The following is a 23706-nucleotide window of genomic DNA, read 5'->3' on the forward strand; positions in this document are numbered from 1 at the left end:
CTATTCGGTCGGTTCCGGATGGCGCACCGCGACGCCGTCGAGGAGCAGTTCCACCGCCGCGGCGAGGAGGTCGTCGAAGTCCATGGCGAAGCCGGAGTTCTCGTCGCCGAAGAAGCGGTGCAGGACCGGACGCACCGCGGGGTCGAGCAGCTCGGCCCAGTCGTCGCGCAGCGCGGGTGCTTCTCGCGGATCACCGAGACGGTCGACGCGCTCCGAACTCCACAGCAGCGCGAGTCCCTGGACCACCCCCGACAACGCGAGATAGATCGCGACGACGGTCTGCCGGTCCAGGTCGGCACGGTCGAGTGCGGCGAAGCTTCGTTCCAGGATGTCCAGCATCGGGGGGCTCACCGGCGGACGAGTGCGCGCCAGCAGCGGCAGCATCCACGGGTGCTCGCGGTAGAGGCGCCATTCCTCCTGCGCTTCGTGCCGCAGCCGGCGACGCCAGCCACGGCAGTGCGGCCCCGGCGGCGGGATCTCGTGCAGCGCCAACTCGGCCATGCTCGCCAGCAGCGCTTCCCGGTCGGGGAAATGACGGTAGAGGCTGGCGGTCGCGACACCGAGCGCGCTGGCCAGACGGCGCATGGTGAGGCCATCGATGCCGTCCCGGTCGGCCAGTTCGACAGCGGTGCGGGTGATGCCGACTTTGGTGAGCCGGGTGGGGCGGGTCGCGCGGCGGACGGGGACGGACGCGCGGCGGGCGCGGTAGGCGCGGGCCTGGCAGGAACGGGAGCAGTACCTGCGCCGACGGCCGCGGGCGGGCTGGGCGAGTTCGTCGCGGCAGATGGCGCACGTCATGGCGGCTCCCATTTCGACACACGAACAGGTGTGACGAAATACTAGCAAGCTGCCTATGGCCTGCATAAATTTGCGAGCAAACACGATGTTCACATTGAAAGGGACGGCAATGGAGATCACCGTTCGGCGGGCGACCGTCACCGACCGCGACGCGCTCATCGAGGCGTTCGGCGCGGCCAGCGCGGACGAGGTGGTGACGGCCTGGGTGCTGGAAGGGGAACCCGACGCGAGCGTCCGGACCGCTTTCGTGCCGGGGTTGATCGACCGCGCGTTGTGGGAGGACGAAATCTGGGTGGCGGGCGCAGGGGAAGACATCTGGTCGGTCTCGATCTGGCAGCACGTCACGTCGGTCCAGCGGTTCGCCGACGAGGCCGCCGAGATGCGGGCGAGCGCCGATCAGGCTCCGGGCATGCGGGTGCTGGAGCGCGTCGCGTACCTGACCGACCTGCTCGCGAGGGAACATCCGCGCGAGTTTCCGCACCGGTACCTGCAAGTTATCGTCACGATGCCGGAACATCGTGGGAAGGGGGCAGGTGCGGCGATCCTCGCCGATCGGTTGAAAGCGGCGTCCGAAGCATCGGTCCCGGCATTCCTGGAAGCCAGCACGGAACGATCCGCTCGCCTGTACAGCCGGTCCGGATTCGCTCGCACCGGAATGACGCACACGCTCCCCGAGAACGGTCCGACCCTCATCCCGATGTGGTTTCGCCCCTAGAGACAGCCGCGCCCGTGCGGGATCGCGACTCGAACCACCTGGTCGCGGAAAAGCAGATCGCGGCGGGGCCTCCCAGTGCCGGACGCGCTGGCGCGGCATCGTGGCAAAGGGTCAGGTGGGGCAACCCGCACGCTCCCGGAGAACGGCGGCCCCGCACCCCATGTGGTTTCGCTCCTAGCGCGGTGCCACCAATGTGCCGGCTGTGGTCATCGGCCCCCGTCGCCGAGAGCGTGCGGCTTATCGGCGATCGCGGGGACGAGCCCGGCGAGCATCGCCACGCCAACGCCTCGGCCCCGGATAAGCTCGGCGGGTGAACGAGACGAGCCTGCTGCAAGGACCTATTCATACCGTGCACGTCGAATTGGATGCCACCTTCGCGCCGTTCGGCGGGTGGGAGATGCCGGTGTCCTATGCGGGGACGGTGACCGAGCACCAGGCGGTCCGCACGACGGTCGGGCTGTTCGACGTCAGCCATCTGGGCAAGGCGATCGTGCGCGGGCCCGGCGCCGCGGCGTTTGTGAACTCGGCTCTCACCAACGATCTCGGCCGGATCCGTCCGGGCAAGGCGCAGTACACGCTCTGCTGCGCGCCGGACGGGGGAGTTATCGATGACCTGATCGCCTACTACGTGAGCGCCGACGAGATCTTCCTGGTGCCCAACGCGGCCAACACCGCGGCGGTCGTCGCGGAACTGCGGAAGGCCGCGCCCGAAGGCATCACCGTGACCGACGAGCACCGCGACTACGCCGTGTTCGCCGTGCAGGGCCCGCGCTCCGCCGAGGTGCTGACGGAACTCGGGTTGCCTACCGACCTCGAGTACATGGCCTACGCCGACGCCGAATGGGACGGCCGCCCCGTCCGGGTGTGCCGCACCGGCTACACCGGCGAACACGGCTACGAGCTGCTGCCGCGCTGGGACGACGCCGAACCGTTGTTCCGCGCCCTGGTCGACCAGGTGCGCGCCGCCGAGGGGCAGGTCGCCGGGCTCGGCGCGCGCGACACGCTGCGCACCGAGATGGGCTACCCGCTGCACGGGCATGAACTCTCCCTGGAGATCTCGCCGGTGCAGGCGCGCTGCGGCTGGGCGGTCGGCTGGAAGAAGCCGGAGTTCTGGGGCAAAGCCGCGCTGGAGCAGGAGAAGTCGGCCGGCCCGCGCCGAATCCTGCTGGGACTGAAGGCACTCGACCGCGGCGTACTGCGGCAAGGGCAGACGGTGCTGCGCGAGGGCGAGCCGGTCGGTGAAACCACCTCCGGCACCTTCTCGCCCACCCTCAAAGTAGGCATCGCCTTGGCCCTGCTGGACACCGCGGCGGCGATCGAGCCCGGCGCCGAGGTCGAAGTCGAGGTCCGCGGCCGCCGCCTGCGCTGCGAAGTGGTCCACCCTCCCTTTGTGGACACCAAGACCAAATAGTCGGCGTCCGCGCAGCAGGGTCGTGCCCCGCGGACAGCGGGCCGTGCGGATCGTCAGAGGGACCAGCTGGAACCCTGCGGCGCTGGAGCCGCCAGGGCAGGGCCGGCTGGCAATCGCGACAGGTGTGCGGAATCGGCCGGAACCCTGCCACGCTGGGAACCGGCCGGCGGGCGGCGGCCGGGTAATCGAGCGCGGCGTGCGACCGGGCAGTTACCTGGCAAGTAGGGCGTAGACCGTGAGTAGATGGCCGGATCGGTCCGGATAGTATCGTCGCCATGACCGCTGCCGCACAGTTCACCCGTGTTCCGCATCCCGCGCCCGTTCCGGCGCAGCGGCGACAAGAGGTACTGGCGGCGCCCGGGTTCGGACGGTACTTCACCGACCACATGGTCTCGATCGATTACGTCGACGGCGCGTGGACGAACGCGCGGGTCGAGCCATACGGTCCGCTGTCGTTGGATCCGGCGACGATGGTGTTCCACTACGGGCAGGCCATCTTCGAGGGACTCAAGGCCTACCGCCAGAGCGACGGCAGCGTCTCGTGCTTCCGCATCGACGCCAACGCGGCGCGTTTCCGCAGGTCGGCTCGTCGCATGGCGATGGCCGAGCTGCCCGACGAGCTGTTCATCGAGTCGGTGCGGCAACTGCTCGAAGTCGACCGGGACTGGGTGCCCGCCGCGGGCGGCGAGGAATCGCTGTACCTGCGGCCGTTCATGTTCGCGACCGAAGCGGGCCTGGGTGTGAAGCCCGCCGCCTCGTACAAGTACTTGCTGCTGGGTTCCCCGGCGGGCGCGTACTTCCCGCGCGGCGTCAAGCCGGTGCGCGTATGGCTGTCCACCGAATACGTGCGCGCCGCTCCGGGCGGCACGGGTGAGGCCAAGGTCGCGGGCAACTACGCCGCCTCGCTGCTCGCCCAGGCCGAGGCCTCGGCCAAGGGATGCGATCAGGTGGTGTGGCTGGACGCGTGCGAGCGCCGCTATGTCGAGGAGATGGGCACCAACAACCTGTTCTTCGTCTTCGGATCCGGCTCCGAGGCGCGTTTGGTCACCCCGGAGCTGTCCGGCTCGCTGCTGCCGGGCATCACCCGCGACTCGCTGCTGACCCTGGCCGCCGACTCCGGCTACCCGGTCGAGGAGCGCAAGATCTCCGTGGAGGAGTGGCGCAAGGGCGCCGAATCCGGTGAGATCACCGAGGTTTTCGCCTGCGGCACCGCCGCGGTGATCACCCCGGTCGGCTGGGTCCGTTCCGGCGACGGCGAGTTCACCATCGGCGGTGGCGAGCCCGGCGAAGTCACCATGGCCCTGCGCGACACCCTCACCGGCATCCAGCGCGGAACCTTCGCCGACATCCACGGGTGGATGCGCCGGATGTGACTCAGCCCGGCATGAGCATGTGCCACTGCTCCAGCGTCTGCGGACGCATGACGTAGTTTTTGTCCCGGACAGTGGACAGCGCCGCGTTGGGTTCCTCCGAATACCAGTGGCCCGGGTAGACAACCGGGTCGCCTGCGAGTCCGGCGAGGTAGCGGAGGCTGCGGAACATTTCGTCCGAATCGCCGCCGGGAAAATCGGTGCGGCCGCAGCCGTCGACGAACAGGGTGTCGCCGGCGATCAGCCGGTTGTCGAACAAAAAGCATTGGCTGCCCGGCGTGTGCCCGGGCGTGTGAAGTAATTCGATGTCGAAAGCGCCGACGGTGACCTTGTCGCCGTGCTCGTGACCGGTGAGCTCGCTCTCGGCTATCCCGGTTACGTTGGCCACCCACGACAGCTCCTTGGCGTTGACATGCACTGGGACGCTTGTCTTTTCGAGTAGTTCCCGCACGCCGCGCAGGGTGAAGCCGAGCATCGTGCCGCCCACGTGGTCGGGGTGGTGATGGGTGGCCAGCACTCCGCTCAGCCGTAGTCCGTCTCCTTCGGCGATGTCCACCAGGTCGCCCGCGGCGTAGGCGGGATCGACCACCACGCACTCGCCCGTCTCCCGATCGCCGATCAGATACGCGAAGTTGCGCATCTGCGTCGCGATCGGATCGCCCACGGCGTAGTCGCGTCCCGACAACAGCTGGCGAAAATACAGGCGCTCAGAAGACATACAGCACACCTTATTGCCCGACCCAGACGCTTCGCGCGCCGCGGCCGGAAAAATTCCAGTGCATCGGACTACCGGCCCGGCCGAACTGGATCGATGTTCAGGTGCTCTGACGAGGACGCCGTCGACCAGGTCCGCGCGACCGGGCCGCGCTTGTGCTGGACGATTGCCGGGAATTGGCCAATCGGATCGACATCGTCGGATAGTGGATCGAAAGCTACTCCATCCAACGGCGGTTCGCAGTGGTTACCGCCTAGTGACATATCTGCGTTCTGGATGAGACGGCGCAGGTAGGACGCTTAGCGGGAAGTGGGCAAGCTCGAGGGCACTTCTTCGGCGCTCTGCGCACCATAACGGTGTCTCGGGGGTAAACTTCGGTTTGCTCGTTAGTGACTGAACGGTGAACGCGACGGAGTGGCGATGAACATTTCCGAAGGCGCGGTAAACGTGATCAGCTGGACGGCCAACGCTACGACGGCCGCGGCCGGGGCCGTGGGCGGCGCCGCCGTCAACGGTGTGGTCGGCGGCGTGCAGGGTGCCGCGGCCGGTGTGAAGAACGGGCTGAGCAGAGGCAGCCATTCGACACCGGCGGCCGCGCTGACATTGGCGGCGATCGGCGCCGCGGGTTTGGTGGACTGGCCGGTGCTGCTCGGCGTCGGCGGCACCGCACTGGTGATCCGGCAGCTCGGTCAGCGGTCGGGCAGCCAGGCGGCGCCCGACGCCGGTCGTCCCGGACAGCTCGAGCCGCGTCCGGAAGGCGAGCGAACTCCCGGCCGAGGCGCTGAAGGCGGTCGGACGCCCGCGGGTAAGAGCGCGGCCGGGTCGCGGCGCTCGCCGAGCAAGCTTCAGCCGTCGACGTGAACCTGAGCGGGCTGGTACGGACCTCCGTGTCACTGCCCTTGCGCGCCCTCGACGCGGGTGTGCGGTCCGCTGCCGTCGTCACGGCCGCGGGCGTGGAGTTCGCGACCTTGCCGGTGCGCACGACGCCTGCCGCCCGCGTGATCGAGGCGATCACCGAGGCCGCGTCGGAAGTGCTCGGCGGTAAGCCGGCCCGGCGCCGTTGGCGTGGCGGCAACCGCTGCTGGATCGAAGTGCGGGGCCTCGCCGAACGGGAGCCGGACGACGATGTGGGCTCCGCGGTACTCGCCGCCCTGCGCGCGCATCGTGGTGTGATCTCGGCGGCCCTCAACTACCCGCTTTCGCGCGTCATCGTCGAGGTGGAGGAAACGACGACCGTCGACGAACTGTGCGACGTGGTGACCGCGGCCGAGAATCTGCACCCCGATTCCGGTCACCCGCCGGTGGATCTCCCTGCCGACGGCACCGTGCTGGCCGGCAGCATGGTCTTGGCGGCGATGAACACCGTCGGCTTGGGTGTCGCGCTGGCCGGCCGCGTGGTCGGTTTGCGGCGGCTGCCAGCGGGCCTCAATGCCGTTGTCGCGCTCGTCGATTACCAGCCGCGGCTGCGTCGCGCCGTCGAACAGCGGCTGGGCGCAGGCGCCGCCGATACCGCGATCGGGCTTGCCACGGCCGCCGCGTACACCGTCACCCAATTACCGGCCGCACTGGGCGTCGACTTGTTCATCCACCTCGCGAAGGCCGCCGAGACCCGCGCCGCGGCCACCATCTGGGAACGCCGCGAGCCCGGGCTTGCGCCACATGCGAGGTGTGTCGACCGTGTCCGGCCCGCGCACCGACCGAAGCCGCTGCCAGCGGGACCGATCGAGCGCCAGGGGGACCGCAGCGGACTGGCGCAGGCGGCCGCCGCACCGGCGATCGGCATTCTCACCGGCGACCTCGACGCCGCCGCCACCGCCGTCACGGTCGCCGCGCCCAAAGCGGCACGCACCAGCCGGGAGTCGTTCGCCGCGACACTCGCCCGCGGGTTGGCCGACCGGCACGGCGTGCTGCCGGTGCGGCCCCGGGTGTTCCGGCGCCTCGACCGGGTCGACGCCGTGGTCGTCGACCCTCGGGCATTGTGCTGCGACGAACTGCGAGTCGCGCGCATCCGCGACGTGCCCGAGCGCGAGCGTGCGGCGGTATGGGAGTGGGCGCAGGACCAAATGGACTGCGGTGTACTGCAATCCGGGTGGCAGCCGGTGCCACGGCTGGTGTCCGGCAATGGCAGCGGCAGCGCGGTGCTGGTGCGGTACGCGCATCATCCACTGGCGTCGGCGGTGCTCGGCGAAGTGCGCCGCAGCGGTGCCCAGGTGGTGTCGGTCGACGTCGACACACTGGACGACCTGCGCTCGTCCTTCGACGACCTCGATCCGGTGCGCGGGTCCCTCGACGAAGCGCTCGCCCGCACGGTGCACCGGTTGCAACAGGACGGCCGTACGGTCGCGGTGGTGTCCAGTTCCGCGCCACAGGCACTCGCCGACGCCGACGTCGCGATCGGTATCGCCGCGGGCGGGCCGCCACCGTGGCACGCCGACCTGCTCGTCGACGACCTGGACAGCGTGTGGCGGATCGTGCACGCACTGCCCGCGGCTCGGCGAGCCAGTGAACGCGGTGTCGAAATCGCCACCGGGGCTTCCCTTTTGGGTGCGCTGCTGATGATCCCCGGGGTGCGCGACCGCGGCTTGGCTCCGGTCACCGCAGGGGCCGCCGCGGGCGCATGGACGGGATATCGGCTCGCGCGCGGAGCTCTGGGGGCGTCACCGCCGCCTGCCGCGAGTGGGCACGAGTGGCACGCCATGTCCGTCGAACAGGTGGGTCATGTGCTGCCGCCGCCGCAACCCGCCCGAGCCTGCAAGCGCTCGTGGCTGGTTTCGGCCGCCCGCCCAGCGCACTCGGTGATCGATCCGGTGCGGCGGGCGGTGTGGGATTTCGCCGGCGCGATGCGCGACGAACTGTCCGACCCGCTGATCCCGGTGCTGGCGGTGGGATCAGCGGCCAGCGCGGTCCTTGGCTCGCCGGTCGACGCGATCCTGGTCGGGTCGGTGCTCGCCGGGAACGCGGCCCTGGCGGCGACCCAGCGGATCCGGTCCGAACGGCTGCTGCGGCGGCTGCTGGCCGCGCAGGACCCACCGGCTCGCAAGCTGGTCGGCGCCGATCGCTACGCGATGGTCCACGCCGCCGACTTGCGGCCCGGTGACGTCATCGAGGTGCGGCCCGGTGAAGTAGTGCCCGCCGACGCGCGGCTCATCCGCGTGCTGGACGTGGAAGTCGACGAGTCGTCGTTGACGGGTGAGTCGCTGCCGGTGTCCAAGCAGGTCGGCGCCACGCCGGCCGCGCCCGTCGCCGAGCGGGCTTGCCTGCTTTTCGCCACCACGACAGTGGTCGCGGGCACCGCCGTCGCGATCGTCACCGGCGTCGGTGAGCAGACGCAGGCGCACCGTGCCACCGCGACCACGCATCCGGACGGCTCGGCCGCCGGTCTGCAGACCCAGCTCAAAGATCTGACGAACAAGTCGTGGCCGTTCAGCCTTGTCGGCGGGGGACTGGTCACCGCGCTCGGGTTGCTGCGGCGCACCGGTCTGCGGCAGGCCGTCAGCAGCGGTGTGGCCGTCAGCGTGGCCGCCGTTCCGGAAGGGCTGCCGTTGGTCGCGACGCTGGCTCAGCAGGCGTCGGCGCGGCGGCTGACCCGCGCGGGCGCGCTGGTGCGTACTCCGCGATCGGTCGAGGCGCTCGGCCGGGTCGACGTGGTGTGCTTCGACAAGACCGGGACGCTCAGCGAGAACCGGCTGCGGGTGACCAGGGTGCACGCCGCGACCGGGTTGTCCGACGACGATGTGCTCGTCCACGCCGTGCGGGCCACACCACACGCCAACGGCGAGTCGCACGAACACGCAACCGATCGCGCGGTCGCGGAGGCCGGGCGACACCTGGACCGCGGCGAGTCGGCGGCCCATTTGCCGTTCCGGTCCGGTCGCCCGTTCTCGGCATCCGTGTGCGGCGAACAATTGTCCATCAAGGGTGCGCCGGAGGTGGTGCTCGCCGCGTGCGCGGACGCCGACGAGGAGGTACAGCGGCAGGTGCGCAAGATGGCCGCCGAGGGGCTGCGGGTGATCGCCGTCGCCACCCGGCAGCTTTCGCCGTCGCAGGCGCAATCGGTACGTGACGACGCTGACGACTTCGCCGAATCATGCGGCGACGGACTTCGGTTCGCCGGATTGCTCGGCCTGTCGGACACCCCGCGCGCGGCCGCGGCCGAGGTGCTGGCCGAGCTGGCCGACCGTGGCATCGGGGTGCGGCTGATCACCGGCGACCACCCCGTGACCGCCACCGCGATCGCCGCCGCGGTGGGCCTGCCCGTCGACGACGATCAGGTGATCAGCGGGCCCGAATGGGAGGCGCTGTCCCGGCGCGAACAGGAGCAGGCGGTGCAGAGCCGGTCGGTGTTCGCCCGGATGTCACCGGAGCACAAGGTGCAGATCGTGGAAACGATCCAGCGGCTGGGTCACGTGTGCGCCATGGTCGGCGACGGATCCAACGACGCGGCGGCCATCCGCACCGCGACCGTCGGCATCGGCGTGGCCGCGCGCGGCAGCGACCCGGCCCGCGTCGCGGCGGACGTCATGCTGCTCGACGGGCGGATCCGTTCGCTGCTGGACGCCCTCGACGAAGGCAGGCAACTGTGGCGGCGGGTGCAGGCGGCCGTGGCCGTGCTGCTCGGCGGCAACGCGGGTGAGGTGGCTTTCGCGATCGCCGGCACCGTGCTCACCGGCCGGGCGCCGTTGAACACGCGCCAATTGCTGCTGGTCAACGTTCTGACTGATGCGCTGCCTGCTGCGGCCCTCGCGGTCAGCCCGCCGAGTGCCCGGCTGCGCTATACCGGCCGGGGGCCCGACCGGGCCGCGTTGTGGCGGACGGTAGCGGTGCGCGGTACGACGACCGCCTCGGCCGCGATGGTCGCGTGGGTGTTGGGTAGGCTGACGGGCCGGCGGCGGCGCGCGTCGACGGTGGCGCTGGTGGCGCTGGTCGCGACGCAGTTGGGGCAGACGCTCATCGATTCGCACAGCCCGCTGGTGGTCGGCACCGCGGCCGGTTCACTGGTGGTGCTCGGTGCGCTGATCAGCACGCCGGGCGTGAGCCAACTGCTCGGCAGCACGCCGCTGGGTCCCGTCGGCTGGTGTCAGGCGTTGTCGACGGCCGCCGTCGCGACCGCCGTCGCCGCCATCGCTCCGCGGCTGTTCGCCGCGGGCGGTCGGCAACAGGATGATCAGTCGACGATCTCGATGACGCCGAGGCGCCACAGCACCGCGTACACCTCGCGCAACGGCACGGTCAACACCTGCGTCAGCGCGCCCGTCAACGCATCCGAGTCGGCCCCTACACCAGTTGTCATCACGACAGACACGGTGCGGACGTCAGGAGTCGAACTCTCGAATACATCATGACCGGGAGGCAACAAATGGCCGAAAAATTGCAGACCAGCCATCGAGAAGCCGTCGATCGGGTGGTGGCCGCGCATGGTTTCGCGGTGGACCTGCCGGTGGTCGGGCGGGTGCGCATCCCTCGGCCCGAGCATTTGGCGTACTACGGTGCGCTCGGCGCGCTGGCCGCGGCGGAGATCATCGAATGGCCCGTCGCGGTGGTCCTCGCGGCCGGTCATTGGCTGGTGGAGAACGAGCACAATCGCGTCGCCCAGGAAATCGGCGAAGCTCTCGAAGACGCTTAGCCGGCAAGGGACAGCACTGCCGCGGTGATCGCCACCGTGGTTTCGATGACGGCGCCGAGGACGTCACCGGAGAGGCCGCCGAAGCGCCGGGCACAGTGCCGGACGAGGATGGCCGAGGCGGTCAGCGCGACGACGACGGCGACGGGACCGAGCCACGGGCGGTCCGGCACAGCCAGGACCGCCGACGCGACCGCGGCCACCGACCAGCCCGCCGAGGCGAGTGCGGATTGGGTATTCGCGACCAAGATGCCGAACGCGGTGCCGGGAGCCGCCGTGGTACCCCGGCAGGCGAGTACGACGGCGACGCGGCCGGTCGCCACGGCGATGGCCACCGCGAACCAGCGGCCCGCATCGGCCAATGCCGCGAACGAAAACGCTTGCACCCCAATGGCGAACACAATTCCCGCGACACCGAACGGTCCGGCCCCGCCGCCCTTCATGATCTGCCTGGCCCGCTCGGGCGGACCGTAACTGCCGAGCCCGTCCATGGTGTCGCCGAGACCGTCGAGATGCATGCCCCTCGTAACCAACGCCAGCGCACCGACTACCAGCAAACCGGCCAGCGAAGCGCTCGCACCTGCCCACGTCAGCACCCAGAGCAGCCCCGCTGCCCCAGCCCCGAGCAGTGCACCCACCATCGGCGCCAACAGAATCGCGCGCCCCGCCGCCCGATCGACATCATCCGGCCCACGCACCGGCAGTACCGTGAGCCACGAAACAGCAAGCCGCATCCCGTTCACGCCGACCCCCCTTCGAGCCCCCGCTGCCGCCCGCCGAGTGGCACATGGCTGCGGCAAAACGCGAGTAGGCCCCTCCATGGTGTGCCACTCGCAGTACCACGGACCTTCCCGTCCGCGCGGTCTCGAGCCCGCGTGGAGTTTCGGTCGTCTCGTACTCGCTGTCGGCGGGTGGAGGCCGCACCCGGCTTCGACGAGTGGGCGTCGATGGCGCGCGGAGGCTTCATTTGCGGAGATTCGGCGCAGGGCCGGCCGGTTCGGGGTCGGCGGTGCTGACACCGGCTTCGGCGAAGGTGGACATGTCGGCGAGAGTCGCCACGGCCGAGCGGAGGATGGGCAGGGCGGCGAGGGCGCCGGAGCCTTCGCCGAGGCGCATGCCCAGGTCGATCAGGGGTTCCAGGCGCAGGTGGCGCAGCGCGAGGGCGTGCGCCGGTTCGGTGGAGCGGTGGCCCGCCAGCCACCAAGCGCCGGCCCCCGCGGCGAGGTCTTCGGCGACCATGGCCGCTGCCGTGACGACGACGCCGTCGAGAATGACCGGTGTGCGCCGGGTGGCTGCCTGAGCCAGGAAAGCGGCCATGGCCGCGAAGTCGGCGCCCGCCGCGACGCGGAGGAGTTCGACCGGGTCTTTCAGCACCGGGCGGGCGCGGCGCATCGCGTCGCGAATGGCGGCGACCTTGCGGATCCATCCCGCGTCGTCGACTCCGGTGCCGCGGCCTACCGCGGCAACCGGTTCGGTGTTGGTGAGGGCGGCGATGAGCACGGTGGCCGGGGTGGTGTTGCCGATGCCCATGTCGCCCGCGATCAGCAGGTCGGCGCCCGCGTCGATCTCCTCGTCGGCGATGGCCCGGCCCGCGGCGATGGCCGAGTGGACTTCCGCGTCGGTGAGCGCGTCCTCGCGATCGATCGCCCCGCTGGAGCGCCGCACCTTGTGCTTGGACACCTCCGGGTCGGTGTCGGCGTCGACGGAGATGTCCGCGACACGCACGGTCGCACCCGCCACCGCCGCGAGCGCGTTCACCGCGGCGCCGCCACCCAGGAAGTTCGCCACCATCTGCGCGGTGACCTCGCTCGGATACGCCGACACCCCGTGCCGCGCGATGCCATGATCCCCGGCGAACACCACGACACGGGCGCGCTCGAACTGCTTCGGCGGACACACGCCCTGGCAGGCCGCCACCCAGTTGCCGAGCTCCTCCAATCGGCCCAGCGCCCCACCGGGTTTGGTCAGCTGCGCCTGCCGCTGCTCGGCAGCCGCACGAAACTGTGCGTCCGGAGGCGCTACCGGTCCGAATCCGTGCGTCACTATCGAGCCTTTCCGGTCATGGCGGTTCCCGCCGACTACGCCGCCCAATCTTGCCATTGCCCATCCCCGTCGCCGGGCCGGACGGCGCACGGCGAACCGACTCCGTCCTATCTCCCGGACGCAGCAGCCGAGTTTCCTTGCAAGGATCAGCGCGGGGATACACGCGGCGTCCTGCAACTCCCGCCGACACTGTGTCAGGTACTCGCCGCGAAGCAGGTTGTCGACGGCGGCGAAGGGCGTGCCTGCGCCGAAATGGGCTATTTCAGGCGGAGCGGGAGACCGGCGACAACGAAGTAGGCTTCGTCGCAGGCCTGGGCCAGGCGTTGATTGAGAATGCCGATCTCGTCGCGGAACAGGCGGCCGGAGCGAGTCGCGGGGATGACGCCCATGCCGACCTCTGGCGTCACGATCACGAGCGTGCCCTGGTATGCGGCGACCGCCGCGACGAGGGCGTCGGTGTCGGGGGAGATCGTGCCGCGCGGCGCCTCCCACGCCTCCCGCGCATCGATGCGGGCGGTCAGCCAGGTGCCGATGTCGTCGATGAGCGTGACGGACGATGGGTTCGACGGCACCGTGGATTCGGCGAGAACCGTTGCCGGATCGGCACTTTCGACGGTCGACCAGCTCGCGGGCCGTCGGCTGCGGTGCTGGGCGATTCGGTCGGCGAAATCGTGGTCTTCCGGGTCGGGCACCGCGGTGGCGAGATAGCGCACGGTCTCGCCGCCCTCGCCCGCGAGTTTCTCGGCGAATGCCGACTTCCCGGACCGCGCGCCGCCGAGGACGAGGATGCGGCGCGCCGCGGCGGGCGAGAAACTATGCGACACGGCTGGCACCGTATCAATCGGATGGCAAGGTGAGGTCTCAGTCGACCCCGAGGGTGACTTCGGTGGATTTGATGAGGACTGTGACCGGGGAACCGTCGGCGAGTTGCAGGTCGTCGGCGGCGTCGCGGGTGATCGACGAGGTGATCTCATCACCGCCGGTCAGGCGGACGCGCACGACGGCCATCGCCTCGCCGCGGGTGACCGAGACGACTGTTCCATGCAGTTGGTTACGTGTGGATAGTCGCATGCCGCGATCCTACGGAGCGGGGGTGCCGATTTATCGGAGGTGCGGGAGCCCGGTGTCGGTTCGCTCTCCGGGAGCTCAGGCTGATGGCTCCGTCTCGGCATCCGTGCTCCTGCCGAAGCGGCGGCGGTACTCGGTGGGGGCGATGCCGACCAGGCGTTGGAAGTGGTGGCGCAGGAGGGCGCCGGAGCCGAAGCCGGAGCGGGCGGCGATGTGTTCCAGGCCGAGGCCGCTTTCCTCCAGCAGTTGTTTGGCGAGCAGGACGCGCTGGTTGGTGAGCCATTTCACCGGGGTGGTTCCGGTCTCGGCGGCGAAGCGGCGGGCGAAGGTGCGGGTGGACATGTTGGCGCGGGCAGCCAGTTCCTCGACAGTGTGCGGCAGGTCGAGATGTTCGTTCATCCACTCCAGGATCGGGATGAGGCTGTCGGAGGTGCACGCGGCGACCGGGCGTTCGATGAACTGACGCTGCCCGCCGTCGCGCTGCGGCGGCACCACCATGCGCCGCGCGATCGCGTTGGCGACGCCGCTGCCGAGTTCGCGCCGCACCAGGTGCAGGCAGGCATCGATTCCCGCCGCGGTGCCCGCGCTGGTGATCAGATCGCCCTCGTCGACGAACAGCACGTCCGGGTCGACGGTGGCCTCGGGGTAGTCGGCGGCGAGTTTCTCCACGTAACGCCAGTGCGTGGTGCACTTGCGCCCGTCGAGCAGCCCGGCGGCTCCGGCGAGGAAGGCTCCCGAGCAGACAGTGAGCACGGTGGCGCCGGACGCCGCCGCGTCTCGGACGGCCGCGACGACGCGCGGGTCGAATCCGCCGTCGGCCGCGGCGGCGGAGATGGCGACCAGATCGGCCTTGGCCAGCTCGTCGAGCCCGTACTCCGGCGTGACCGAGATGCCCGGACTGGTGGAGGTCAGCGGAACTCCCGGCTCGGCGCCGCACACCCGGAAGTCGAAGGCGGGCAGCCCGTCCGCGGTGCGGTCGAGGCCGAAAACCTCACAGATGACCCCGAATTCGAACATGGCCATCCGCTCGGACAGCACCACCGCGACCTTCGACAGCATGCCCGTCAGTCTACTGGCCGTATTTTTGCGAACATTGTCTGCACGGCCACTTTCGGCGGTAAATCACTGACCGCAAAATTACTGCCATGGTTACTTTCCTCGTTTCCCTGGCGGTCATCGTGGCCGTCGCCGCACTGATCGCCCACAGCACGGGCCGCGCGGGCTCCTCCGATGTCATCGACCGCGACGCCGAGCGGGTCCATTCCGAACTGGCGGCGATGCTGGGCCGTACCGCCCACCACCGCTGATCCCGGTAAAGCGCTCGTATTCTCGGGCTACGCGCGATACAGCAGTGGCCGAATCCGGCGCATCCACGAAGTCGCCAGCGGTAGTCATCGCGCGGGCAATCGCGAGGTCGACGCGCACCGGGTGCCCGCATGGCGCGGCGTGCCGATCTTCCCCTGCGGCAAGATTCCCGTGAGCGACACCCAGACCACGTCGCCGATGCGACCGATCAGGGAACGGCAGTGGGCACGTCGGTCCTACGGTCATCAGCGCGGCCACTCGGCCCAATCGCCGTTTCCGGGCGCAGCGAGGCCGAGCATTGCAAAAATCACACGGCGTCGCCCGGGCCGACCCGCGGCTTCGGCGCACGCATCTTGCGGATCTGGGAAGCGCGCACGAAGGCGTACCAGCCCAGCCGGTAGCCGGTGTCGGTGGCATCCGGGAACCGCTCCTTGACCCGGTTGTTCACGACCCGGCCGAGCAGAACGCCCTCGATGGCCATGAACAACATCATCACCAGCATGGCCAGCGTGACGATGGTCTGCAGCGCGGGCGCGACGAACATCGACAGGATCAGCACCAGCGCCATCGGCATGAACAAGCCGACCAGGTTGCGCCGGGCGTCGACGATGTCGCGGACGAACGCCCGTACCGGCCCTTGGTCGCGAGGCAACAGATACTTGTCCTCGCCCGCGAGCATGCGGGCGCGCCGGTCCTGGGCGGCGGCGCGCCGGTCGGCAGCGGCGGCCTTGCGCTCTTCCTTGCTGCCACGCACGGCCTTGCGCCGGGCGCGGGCCTCCTTCGCGGTAAGCGGAGCGGGTGCCACCGGGCCGCGGCGCTTGCCTTGCGCGTCACGGCGTTTCGGTGTGGGACGGCCTTTGCCGGCGGTAGCCGTCGGCGCCTTGCTGGTGGTACCTGCGGCCGAGCCGCCGTCCGTGACCACCGTCGATTCGGCGGTCGCGTCGGTGGTGCTGGACTCGCCGCGACGGAACAATTTCACAGCGACCAGGCTATTCGATGTGCTGCGCGGCGAGAAATGCGGTCCGATTCGCCGGGAGTGTGCGGGGTCACGGAGGTTGCGTGCCGCGTCGAGCCGGGTGGTGGCAAGATGGGGGAATAGCAGCCGGCCGAGTGGTGTTGACCCGACACGACCCGTGCGCTGTTCACGGGTTGACCACAGGTTCCTCGAGGAGAGTTCATGACTGTGCAGAACGAGACCGCCACCCACGGTGTGACTCTGACCGACGCCGCCGCGGCGAAGGCGAAGGCACTGCTGGACCAGGAGGGTCGCGACGACCTGGCGCTGCGGATCGCGGTGCAGCCGGGTGGTTGCGCCGGCCTGCGCTACCAGCTGTTCTTCGACGACCGTTCGCTCGACGGCGACCTGACCGTCGACTTCGGTGGGGTCACGTTGGCCGTCGACCGGATGAGCGCTCCGTACGTGCAGGGCGCCTCGATCGACTTCGTCGACACCATCGAGAAGCAGGGCTTCACCATCGACAACCCGAACGCCACCGGCTCCTGCGCCTGCGGCGACTCCTTCAACTGAGCGAAGTCCCGGCGCGGCCGCGCGCCGGGGGCAAACTCGCCGGGAACGCCCGAAACCGAGGCGGCACCGAAGGCGGGACCTGAACGCAAACCCACGCCGCTCGACTGGTACGGCCTGAGTGCCCGGAGAGGCGGGGAAGATCAGCTACGGTAAAACTGGGCTCGCGTCCCTGAAACGGGACGCGCGTCCGGTCTTGACCGCCTGCCGCCTACCGTTGAAGGGCTCAGCCACGTGTCCATCGCCGTTTCCGCGTCCATTGCGACCGACCACCTCATGCGTTTTCCCGGACGGTTCGCCGACGTACTGCTGGCCGATCAGCTCGACCATGTGTCGCTGAGCTTCCTCGTCGACGATCTGCAGATCCGTCGCGGCGGTGTGGGCGGCAACATCGCCTACGCCATGGGCCTGCTCAACCGCGAACCCCTGCTGGTCGGCGCCGTGGGCGCGGATTTCGCCGAGTACCGGGCGTGGCTGGAATCGCGCGGGGTGGACTGCTCCGCCGTGCTGATCTCCGATCGCGCGCACACCGCCCGCTTCGTGTGCACCACCGACGACGACATGGCCCAGATCGCGTCGTTCTACCCGGGCGCGATGAGCGAGGCCCGCGATATCTCCATCGCCGCGCTCGCCGAGACGCGGGAACTCGACCTGGTCCTGGTCGGCGCGAACGACCCCGAGGCGATGCTGCGCCACACCGCGGAGTGCAGGGAGCTCGGCATCCCGTTCGCCGCCGATCCGTCCCAGCAGCTGGCCCGGCTGGACGGCGACCAGTCCGTGCAGCTGATCGACGGCGCCGCATACCTTTTCACCAATAAGTACGAGTGGGCGCTGCTGCTGCAGAAGACCGGCCTGAGCGAGGAAGAGGTCGGGCAGAAGGTCGGTATCCGCGTCACCACGCTGGGCCCGGACGGGGTGCGGATCATCGATGCCGACGGCACCGAGGTGACCGTCGGCGTGGTGCCCGAGCTCGAGAAAGTGGAGCCGACCGGCGTCGGCGATGCCTTCCGCGCGGGCTTCCTCACCGGCCACACCGCCGGGCTCAGCCTGGAACGCGCCGCGCAGCTCGGCTCGCTGATCGCCGTGCTGGTACTGGAGACCATGGGCACCCAGGAGTGGACCCTGAACAAGGACGACGCCCTGGAGCGCCTCACCAAGGCGTACGGCGTCGAGGCCGCGGCCGAGATCAAGCCCCTGCTCTAGGCTGTTCCGCCGCTCCGGGTGTCCAGGCCGTACCAGTCTCGGGTGACTCGCCGTCGATGACGGCGGGTCCCCCGGGTGGCTGTTGCGTTATGGGCTTGGCGGCATACCCGGCGCAGGGCCGTCCGACTGGGACGGCCCCCAGATCCGGAAGGCGGGCAACTACAGCGAGACCGGGTACACCGGCTCCTGGATCTCCGGCTTGATCCGTTCTTCTACGAAGATGCCGTGCCACACCATGAACACCAGCAGGGTCCACAGCCTGCGGCTGTGATCGGCGTTGCCGGCGCGGTGGGCGACCAGCATCTCGCTGATCGCGGACTTGTTCAGCAGATGGTCGGTCTGCGACTCGGCGATCTGCTGCTGAGCCCAGTCGTAGAGTTCCGTGCCGCGCAGCCAGTGCCGCAGCGGAACCGGGAAGCCCAGCTTGGCGCGGTGCAGCACGTGCGGCGGGACGATGCCCTCCAGCGCCTGGCGCAGCGCGTACTTGGTGGTCTCCTTGGTGATCTTCTGGTCGAACGGCAGCCCCTCGGCCACCTTCAGCACCTCGGCGTCCAGGAACGGCACGCGCAGCTCCAGCGAGTTGGCCATGGTCATCTTGTCGGCCTTGACCAGGATGTCGCCGCGCAGCCAGGTGAACAGGTCCAGGTGCTGCATGCGGGCGACCGGGTCCCAGCCGCGCGACTGCGCGTACAGCGGCGCGGTGACGTCCTGGTGGGTCCATTCGGGCCGGAACTCGCGCAGCACGGCGCGCAGCTGGGCGTCGTTGAAGCTGCGGGCGTTGCCGTAGTAGCGCTCCTCCAGGGTAAGCGAGCCGCGGTGCAGTAGGCTCTTGCCCCTGGTGCCTTCCGGGATCCGTTCCGAGAGCTTGCCCGCCAGCCTGCGCAGCCCGCGGGGCAGTCTCTCGAAGGGCTTCAGCGACAATGGTTCCCGGTAGATGGTGTAGCCGCCGAACAGCTCGTCGGCGCCCTCGCCGGAGAGCACCACCTTGACGTGCTTGCGGGCCTCCTTGGCGACGAAGTACAGCGGGACCAGCGCCGGGTCGGCGACCGGGTCGTCCAGGTACCAGACGATCTCGGGAATCGCCTGGGCGAACTCGGCGGGGGAGACCACCTTGACGACGTGCCGCGCGCCGATCGCCTCGGCGCTCTCGGCGGCCACGTCGACCTCGGAGTAGCCCTCGCGTTCGAACCCGGTGGTGAAGGTGATCAGCTTCGGGTTGTGCCGCATGGCCAGCGCGGCCACCGCCGTGGAGTCGATGCCGCCGGACAGGAACGAGCCGACGGTCACATCGGCGCGCATGTGCTTGGCGACGGAGTCCTCCAGCGCCTCGGCGATCTCCCGGTAGCGCGCTGCGGCGGAACCGGGGGCGAACGGACGCACCGGGAACTTCGGCGTGAAGTACCGGGTGATCGCCGGCGCCGCGCCCGGCCGAACGGTGGCGTAGCTGCCCGATTCGAGCCTGCGCACGTCCTTGTGCAGCGTCTCCGGCTCCGGCACGTACTGCAGCACCGTGTAGTGCTCCAGCGCCCGCGGGTCCAGCGCGTCGCTCAGCTCCAGCGCGGGCAGCAGTTCCAGCAGGCTCTTCTTCTCGCTGCCGAACGCCGTTCCGCCCGGCCCGGTGGCCAGGAACAGCGGCTTGATGCCGAACGGGTCGCGGGCGAGGAACAGCTCCTCGGTCTCGGTGTCCCAGATCGCGAAGGCGAACATGCCGCGCAGCCGCCGCACCGCCTCCGGTCCCCAGTAGTGGAAGGCCGCGACGATCGCCTCGCTGTCGCCCTCGGTCCGGAAGATCTTGCCGTCCGGGAACTCGGCGGCGTGCGCCTCGGCGATCTCCGCCCGCAGCTCCAGGTAGTTGTAGATCTCGCCGTTGAAGGTGAGCGCGTAGCGCTCGGGCTGCTCGGGCGGGCCCCAGCGCAGCGGCTGATGGGAGTGCTCGATATCGATGATCGACAGGCGGTTGAAGCCGAAGATCAGGCGCTCGTCGTGCCAGGTGCCGCGCTCATCCGGGCCGCGGTGGCGCACGCAGTGCAAGGCTTCGTAGACCTGCTCCACCGTGCCAGGTGCTGCCTCGTCAGATGCCAGGAATCCGAGCAGTCCACACACGGCGTCGGCAACCTCGTTTCTCGCAGTCGGGATACGCGCTCACCGGACGGAGCGCAAGGGGACGAAATCCAGTGTCCGAGTATGCCCCAGATGGCGCCTTCGCGCGTCGTGCGCACCACGTCCCGGCCGGAAGCGCTGGTAAAGGTGATCCGGCCGTGGGCGGGGAGGTGTCGAAGCCGACCCGACGACAAACGGGGCGTCCGTTTGGTCTACGCTGCGTAGTACTCAGGTCTCTCTCAGGCGACCCGCGTGTGAACGCGCAGGCCCGGAGGGTGTCCTGAACGAGCTTAGGACGTATCGTCGGGGCCGATCGCAGCCCCGGCGATGCACTGTCGGAATGTGTGGCGACCAGGAAGGCGTGAGCGTGGCGCACAAGGCGAGCGAAGAGATCGGGGCACGACCCGTGAAGGGTCGGCAGGGCCGCATCCTTCGGCGGGCCGGGCTGGCGGTGTCCTTGGGGATCACCGCGCTGCTCGTCTCGGGCTGCTCGATCGACAATGTTTGGCTGCGGTTCGGCTGGCCCTCGGGTGTCACGCCGCAGGCCACCCGGATGCGGGAACTGTGGACCTGGTCGGTCATCGCCGCGCTGGCGATGGGTGTGCTGGTCTGGGGCCTGACCTTCTGGACCGTCGCCTTCCACCGCAAGAAGGCGGACTCGCCGGAGTTCCCGCGCCAGACCGGTTACAACGTGCCGCTGGAGCTGACCTACACGGCGATCCCGTTCGTCATCATCGCCGTGCTGTTCTACTTCACCGTGGTCGTGCAGAACTACGTGCACGAGAAGGTGAGCAACCCCGACGTCACGGTCGACGTGACCGCCTTCCAGTGGAACTGGAAGTTCGGCTACCGCAACGTCGACTTCAAGGACGGCTACAAGTACAACGGCATCGACACCACGCGTGAGGCGCTGAGCCAGGAGCAGCTCGAGGCGTACGAGGAGCGGACCGAGGGCGGTCACCCGCGGCCGGGCCCGGTGCACGGCAAGCCGGAGAACGACATCCTGTCCTACCTGCACTACGACAAGGTCGAGACGATCGGCTCCAGCAACGAGATCCCGGTCCTGGTGCTGCCCACCGGCAAGGTCATCGAGTTCCAGCTCGCCGCCGCGGACGTGATCCACGCCTTCTGGGTGCCGGAGTTCCTGTTCAAGCGCGACGTGATGCCGAACCCGAAGGAGAACAACTCCGACAACGTCTTCCAGATCACCAAGATCGAGAAGGAAGGCGCGTTCGTCGGCCGCTGCGCCGAGATGTGCGGCACCTTCCACTCGATGATGAACTTCGAGGTCCGTGCGGTGTCGCCGGAGAAGTTCACCAAGTACCTGGACGCGCGCCAGGCGGGCAAGACGAATGCCGAGGCGCTCGAGTCCATCGGTGAGTCCCCCGTCGCCACCTCCACCGAGCCGTTCAACACCAAGCGTGACGTCAAGAGCGCGGCCCCGGCCGAGAGCAAGTGAGGAATTGATCTGACATGAAGATCGAAGCGCGGATTTTCGAACTGCTCACGGTGTTCTTCATCATCGTGGCGGCGGTCTACGGCTTCTTCACCTCCCAGTCGCGCAGCGGCGTCGAGTGGGCGGGCACCACGGCCATGGTGCTGACCGCGGGCCTCTCACTGATCATCGGCACTTACTTCCGGTTCGTCGCCCGCCGCCTGGACCTGCGCCCGGAGGACTACGAGGACGCCGAGATCGTGGACGGCGCCGGCGACCTGGGCTTCTTCTCGCCCGGCAGCTTCTGGCCGATCACCCTGGCCGCCGCCGGTTCGGTGACCGCCATCGGCCTGGCGTTCTTCCAGTTCTGGCTGATCGGCATCGGCGTGGTCTGCGTCCTGGCCGCCGCCGCCGGGCTGGTGTTCGAGTACTACCTCGGGCCCGAGAAGCACTGATCCCGGTACCACTGGAACGGCCCCACCAGAAATCTTGGTGGGGCCGTTTCGTGTGTGCGGGTGAACAGGCGGCTCAGTTGTCTACGGCCATCACCACGGCACCGGACCCTCCTCGGCGAAGAGTCCGGCGGTCGGACCGTCCGGGCCGAGTGTGGCCAGGCGCACCAACACGGCGGCGCCTTGCGCGGGTGTGAGGAACCCGGTGTGGTTGTTGCTGTCGGTGTCGACGTAGCCGGGGCAGGCGGCGTTGACGAGGAATCCGTCCTTGCGCAGCTCGTTGGCGTACTGCACGGTCAGCGCTGTCAGCGCGGATTTGGACGGGCTGTACGCGGCCGACGGCAGGAGCGCGGCGAAGGGCCCGTCCGGGTCGCTGGCGAGGGTCAGCGACGTGGCGTGCGAGCTGACGTTGACGATGCGCGGCGCCAGCGACCGCCGCAGCAGCGGCAGCATGGCGTTGGTCACCGCGATCACCCCGAAAACGTTGGTCTCGAACACCGTGCGGACCATGGTCAGGTCGACGGTGCTGGGGACCTGATCGTAGGCCTCCCGCGGATCGACCTGCCCGGAGCCGGTGATACCGGCATTGTTGATCAGGATGTCGAGGTGGCCGAAGCGGTCCTCGATCTGCTCGGCGACGTGCTGGATGGTGGTCAGGTCGGTGACGTCCAGCGTGACCGCATGCGCGTCGCTGCCCGCACCGCGTAGCGCCGCAGCAACCTCCTCGCCTCGCCGCGGGTCCCTGGCACCGATCAGGACAGTCATGCCCAGCGCGGCCAGTTGCTCGGCAGCCGCACGCCCTATGCCCTTGTTCGCCCCGGTCACCAGCGCGATCTTCCGGTCCGAGGTGTGCTGTTCGCCAGTTGTCATGGCTTCGTCCTCACTTGTGGGAGCTGTGTGTTTCGAACGAACACCAGATGCCGATGACCGCGTTCGCGTGACAGAGCGACGATGTGACGTACGCCATCGGCTGTGGCTGTCACAGAACGGGCCGAGCCGGCATCCAGTGCATGTGCCGAAGTGGAACGAACAGACAGGATCCGCTCATGAGCAAGCCCATGGACCGCGCCACGCAGGCGTTCGTCGCCCACCGCAATCTGCTGTTCACCGTCGCCTACGAGTTGCTCGGCTCGGCCGCCGACGCCGAGGACGCCCTGCAGGAGACGTGGTTGTGCTGGGCCGACGTCGACCTCGACACCGTGCAGGACCAGCGCGCGTACCTGGTCCGGATCGTCACCCGCCGAGCGCTGATGCAGCTGCGCACCCGCGGCCGCCGCAAGGAGTCCTACATCGGCCCCTGGCTGCCCGAACCCTTGCTCACCGCGCCCGACGTCGCCGACGACGTCGAGCTCGCCGAGAGCGTGTCCATGGCGATGCTGCTCGTGCTGGAAACGCTCGCACCGACCGCGCGGGCAGTATTCGTGCTCCGCGACGTCTTCGACCTGTCCTACGACGAGATCGCCCAAGCCGTCGACAAGAGCCCGGCCGCAGTCCGCCAGATCGCCCACCGGGCACGCGCGCACGTCGCCGCGCGCCGACCGCGCGCACTCGTCTCCCCCGCCGAGTCCCGAGACGTGCTCGCCGCGTTCCAACGAGCGATCGAAACCGGTGACCTGCAAGGACTACTCGACAGGCTCGCACCTGACGTCGTTCTCCTCACCGACGGTGGCGGGCTCGCGCAGGCCGCCTTGGCGCCGGTCGTGGGCGCCGACCGCGTGGTCGGCGTGCTGAGCAAGATCGCCGCAGCATCACTCGAGTCCGCGCACGTCAACGGCTACCCTGCGCTGATCGTCCGGTACAACGGGCAGATCGACACCGTCGTGGCGGTACGGGTCGACGCCGGCCTCATCACCGGGTTCTACGCCGTGCGCAACCCCGAGAAGCTGTCGTACATGCAGCGGGAGACTCCTGTGACCCGCTGAGCCCCCGAAAAGCCACCACCGACG

22 protein-coding genes and 2 pseudogenes are annotated in these 23706 nt (G+C 69.4%); 13 read left to right on the forward strand and 11 right to left on the reverse strand.

All coding sequences use genetic code 11. From position 1 onward, the window contains the following. Positions 1 to 798: a TetR/AcrR family transcriptional regulator gene (locus tag IU459_RS22505; RefSeq protein WP_195131539.1), complete on the reverse strand. Its 798-nt coding sequence runs from the start codon at positions 796 to 798 to the stop codon at positions 1 to 3. Positions 799 to 907: 109 nt separating this feature from the next. Here IU459_RS22505 and IU459_RS22510 point away from each other — a divergent pair, with 109 nt between their 5' ends. From IU459_RS22510 to IU459_RS22520, 3 genes are all read left to right on the forward strand, one after another. After that, positions 908 to 1513, forward strand: coding sequence for a GNAT family N-acetyltransferase (locus IU459_RS22510; RefSeq protein ID WP_195131540.1), 606 nt, complete (start codon positions 908 to 910; stop codon positions 1511 to 1513). A 310-nt stretch (positions 1514 to 1823) separates the two neighbouring features. Further along, the gene (gcvT, locus tag IU459_RS22515) at positions 1824 to 2924 is read left to right on the forward strand and encodes a glycine cleavage system aminomethyltransferase GcvT (protein ID WP_195131541.1); all 1101 of its coding nucleotides are present in this window, start codon (positions 1824 to 1826) and stop codon (positions 2922 to 2924) included. A gap of 275 nt (positions 2925 to 3199) precedes the next feature. After that, positions 3200 to 4297: a branched-chain amino acid aminotransferase gene (locus tag IU459_RS22520; protein WP_195131542.1), complete on the forward strand. Its 1098-nt coding sequence runs from the start codon at positions 3200 to 3202 to the stop codon at positions 4295 to 4297. Position 4298: 1 nt separating this feature from the next. Here IU459_RS22520 and IU459_RS22525 read toward each other — a convergent pair whose 3' ends face one another. Further along, positions 4299 to 5012 carry an MBL fold metallo-hydrolase gene (locus tag IU459_RS22525; RefSeq protein WP_195131543.1) on the reverse strand — a complete coding sequence of 238 codons (714 nt, stop codon included), beginning with the start codon at positions 5010 to 5012 and terminating at the stop codon, positions 4299 to 4301. Positions 5013 to 5429: 417 nt separating this feature from the next. Between IU459_RS22525 and IU459_RS22530 the strand changes: the two genes are divergently transcribed. Further along, the gene (locus IU459_RS22530; RefSeq protein WP_195131544.1) at positions 5430 to 5870 is read left to right on the forward strand and encodes a hypothetical protein; all 441 of its coding nucleotides are present in this window, start codon (positions 5430 to 5432) and stop codon (positions 5868 to 5870) included. A gap of 26 nt (positions 5871 to 5896) precedes the next feature. Beyond that, positions 5897 to 10144 (forward strand): annotated as a pseudogene (locus IU459_RS22535) (HAD-IC family P-type ATPase); the annotation flags it as partial. Between the two features lie 29 nt (positions 10145 to 10173). On the opposite strand, the gene IU459_RS40140 reads toward IU459_RS22535, so the two are convergent. Continuing rightward, positions 10174 to 10482 carry an Rv1535 domain-containing protein gene (locus IU459_RS40140; protein ID WP_369123099.1) on the reverse strand — a complete coding sequence of 103 codons (309 nt, stop codon included), beginning with the start codon at positions 10480 to 10482 and terminating at the stop codon, positions 10174 to 10176. On the opposite strand from IU459_RS40140, the gene IU459_RS22540 reads away from it, so the two are divergent. Continuing rightward, positions 10366 to 10632: a hypothetical protein gene (locus IU459_RS22540; protein ID WP_195131545.1), complete on the forward strand. Its 267-nt coding sequence runs from the start codon at positions 10366 to 10368 to the stop codon at positions 10630 to 10632. The two genes, IU459_RS40140 and IU459_RS22540, sit on opposite strands and share 117 nt — an antisense overlap. On the opposite strand, the gene IU459_RS22545 is transcribed toward IU459_RS22540, so the two are convergent. From IU459_RS22545 to IU459_RS22565, 5 genes are all read right to left on the reverse strand, one after another. Then, a complete protein-coding gene (locus IU459_RS22545) occupies positions 10629 to 11372 on the reverse strand; it encodes an adenosylcobinamide-GDP ribazoletransferase (RefSeq protein ID WP_195131546.1) in 744 nt (247 codons plus the stop codon). The genes IU459_RS22540 and IU459_RS22545 overlap by 4 nt on opposite strands. A 220-nt stretch (positions 11373 to 11592) precedes the next feature. Continuing rightward, complete coding sequence (cobT, locus tag IU459_RS22550) at positions 11593 to 12672, reverse strand: nicotinate-nucleotide--dimethylbenzimidazole phosphoribosyltransferase (protein WP_324198987.1); 1080 nt, start codon at positions 12670 to 12672, stop codon at positions 11593 to 11595. Between the two features lie 257 nt (positions 12673 to 12929). Beyond that, on the reverse strand, positions 12930 to 13496 hold the full coding sequence (gene cobU, locus IU459_RS22555) for a bifunctional adenosylcobinamide kinase/adenosylcobinamide-phosphate guanylyltransferase (protein ID WP_195131656.1): 567 nt from the start codon (positions 13494 to 13496) through the stop codon (positions 12930 to 12932). 37 nt (positions 13497 to 13533) lie between these two features. After that, positions 13534 to 13743 carry a TOBE domain-containing protein gene (locus tag IU459_RS22560; RefSeq protein ID WP_195131548.1) on the reverse strand — a complete coding sequence of 70 codons (210 nt, stop codon included), beginning with the start codon at positions 13741 to 13743 and terminating at the stop codon, positions 13534 to 13536. A 75-nt stretch (positions 13744 to 13818) separates the two neighbouring features. After that, a complete protein-coding gene (locus IU459_RS22565; RefSeq protein WP_195131549.1) occupies positions 13819 to 14799 on the reverse strand; it encodes a helix-turn-helix domain-containing protein in 981 nt (326 codons plus the stop codon). Between the two features lie 86 nt (positions 14800 to 14885). Between IU459_RS22565 and IU459_RS22570 the strand changes: the two genes are divergently transcribed. Beyond that, positions 14886 to 15047: a hypothetical protein gene (locus IU459_RS22570; RefSeq protein ID WP_195131550.1), complete on the forward strand. Its 162-nt coding sequence runs from the start codon at positions 14886 to 14888 to the stop codon at positions 15045 to 15047. Then, positions 14971 to 15231: pseudogene (locus tag IU459_RS38640) on the forward strand (hypothetical protein); the annotation flags it as partial. The gene IU459_RS22570 and the pseudogene IU459_RS38640, both read left to right, overlap by 77 nt. Positions 15232 to 15352: 121 nt before the next feature. Here IU459_RS38640 and IU459_RS22575 read toward each other — a convergent pair. Then, positions 15353 to 16024: a DUF3043 domain-containing protein gene (locus IU459_RS22575; protein ID WP_195131551.1), complete on the reverse strand. Its 672-nt coding sequence runs from the start codon at positions 16022 to 16024 to the stop codon at positions 15353 to 15355. 198 nt (positions 16025 to 16222) lie between these two features. On the opposite strand from IU459_RS22575, the gene IU459_RS22580 reads away from it, so the two are divergent. Beyond that, positions 16223 to 16573: a HesB/IscA family protein gene (locus IU459_RS22580; protein WP_039797033.1), complete on the forward strand. Its 351-nt coding sequence runs from the start codon at positions 16223 to 16225 to the stop codon at positions 16571 to 16573. Positions 16574 to 16804: 231 nt separating this feature from the next. Beyond that, the gene (locus IU459_RS22585; RefSeq protein ID WP_195131552.1) at positions 16805 to 17773 is read left to right on the forward strand and encodes a carbohydrate kinase family protein; all 969 of its coding nucleotides are present in this window, start codon (positions 16805 to 16807) and stop codon (positions 17771 to 17773) included. Between the two features lie 159 nt (positions 17774 to 17932). Here IU459_RS22585 and asnB read toward each other — a convergent pair whose 3' ends face one another. Next, positions 17933 to 19876: an asparagine synthase (glutamine-hydrolyzing) gene (gene asnB, locus IU459_RS22590; protein WP_195131553.1), complete on the reverse strand. Its 1944-nt coding sequence runs from the start codon at positions 19874 to 19876 to the stop codon at positions 17933 to 17935. Between the two features lie 403 nt (positions 19877 to 20279). On the opposite strand from asnB, the gene ctaC reads away from it, so the two are divergent. Beyond that, on the forward strand, positions 20280 to 21332 hold the full coding sequence (ctaC, locus tag IU459_RS22595) for an aa3-type cytochrome oxidase subunit II (protein WP_195131638.1): 1053 nt from the start codon (positions 20280 to 20282) through the stop codon (positions 21330 to 21332). A 14-nt stretch (positions 21333 to 21346) separates the two neighbouring features. Next, on the forward strand, positions 21347 to 21763 hold the full coding sequence (locus IU459_RS22600; RefSeq protein WP_195131554.1) for a cytochrome c oxidase subunit 4: 417 nt from the start codon (positions 21347 to 21349) through the stop codon (positions 21761 to 21763). 90 nt (positions 21764 to 21853) lie between these two features. On the opposite strand, the gene IU459_RS22605 is transcribed toward IU459_RS22600, so the two are convergent. Then, complete coding sequence (locus IU459_RS22605) at positions 21854 to 22630, reverse strand: SDR family oxidoreductase (protein WP_195131555.1); 777 nt, start codon at positions 22628 to 22630, stop codon at positions 21854 to 21856. 176 nt (positions 22631 to 22806) lie between these two features. On the opposite strand from IU459_RS22605, the gene IU459_RS22610 reads away from it, so the two are divergent. Then, entirely contained in the window at positions 22807 to 23682 is an 876-nt protein-coding gene (locus IU459_RS22610; protein ID WP_228838332.1) for an RNA polymerase sigma-70 factor, read from the forward strand. Positions 23683 to 23706: the final 24 nt, after the last annotated feature.

The sequence above is a fragment of the Nocardia amamiensis genome (genome assembly GCF_015477605.1).
GTDB classification, from domain to species: domain Bacteria; phylum Actinomycetota; class Actinomycetes; order Mycobacteriales; family Mycobacteriaceae; genus Nocardia; species Nocardia amamiensis_A.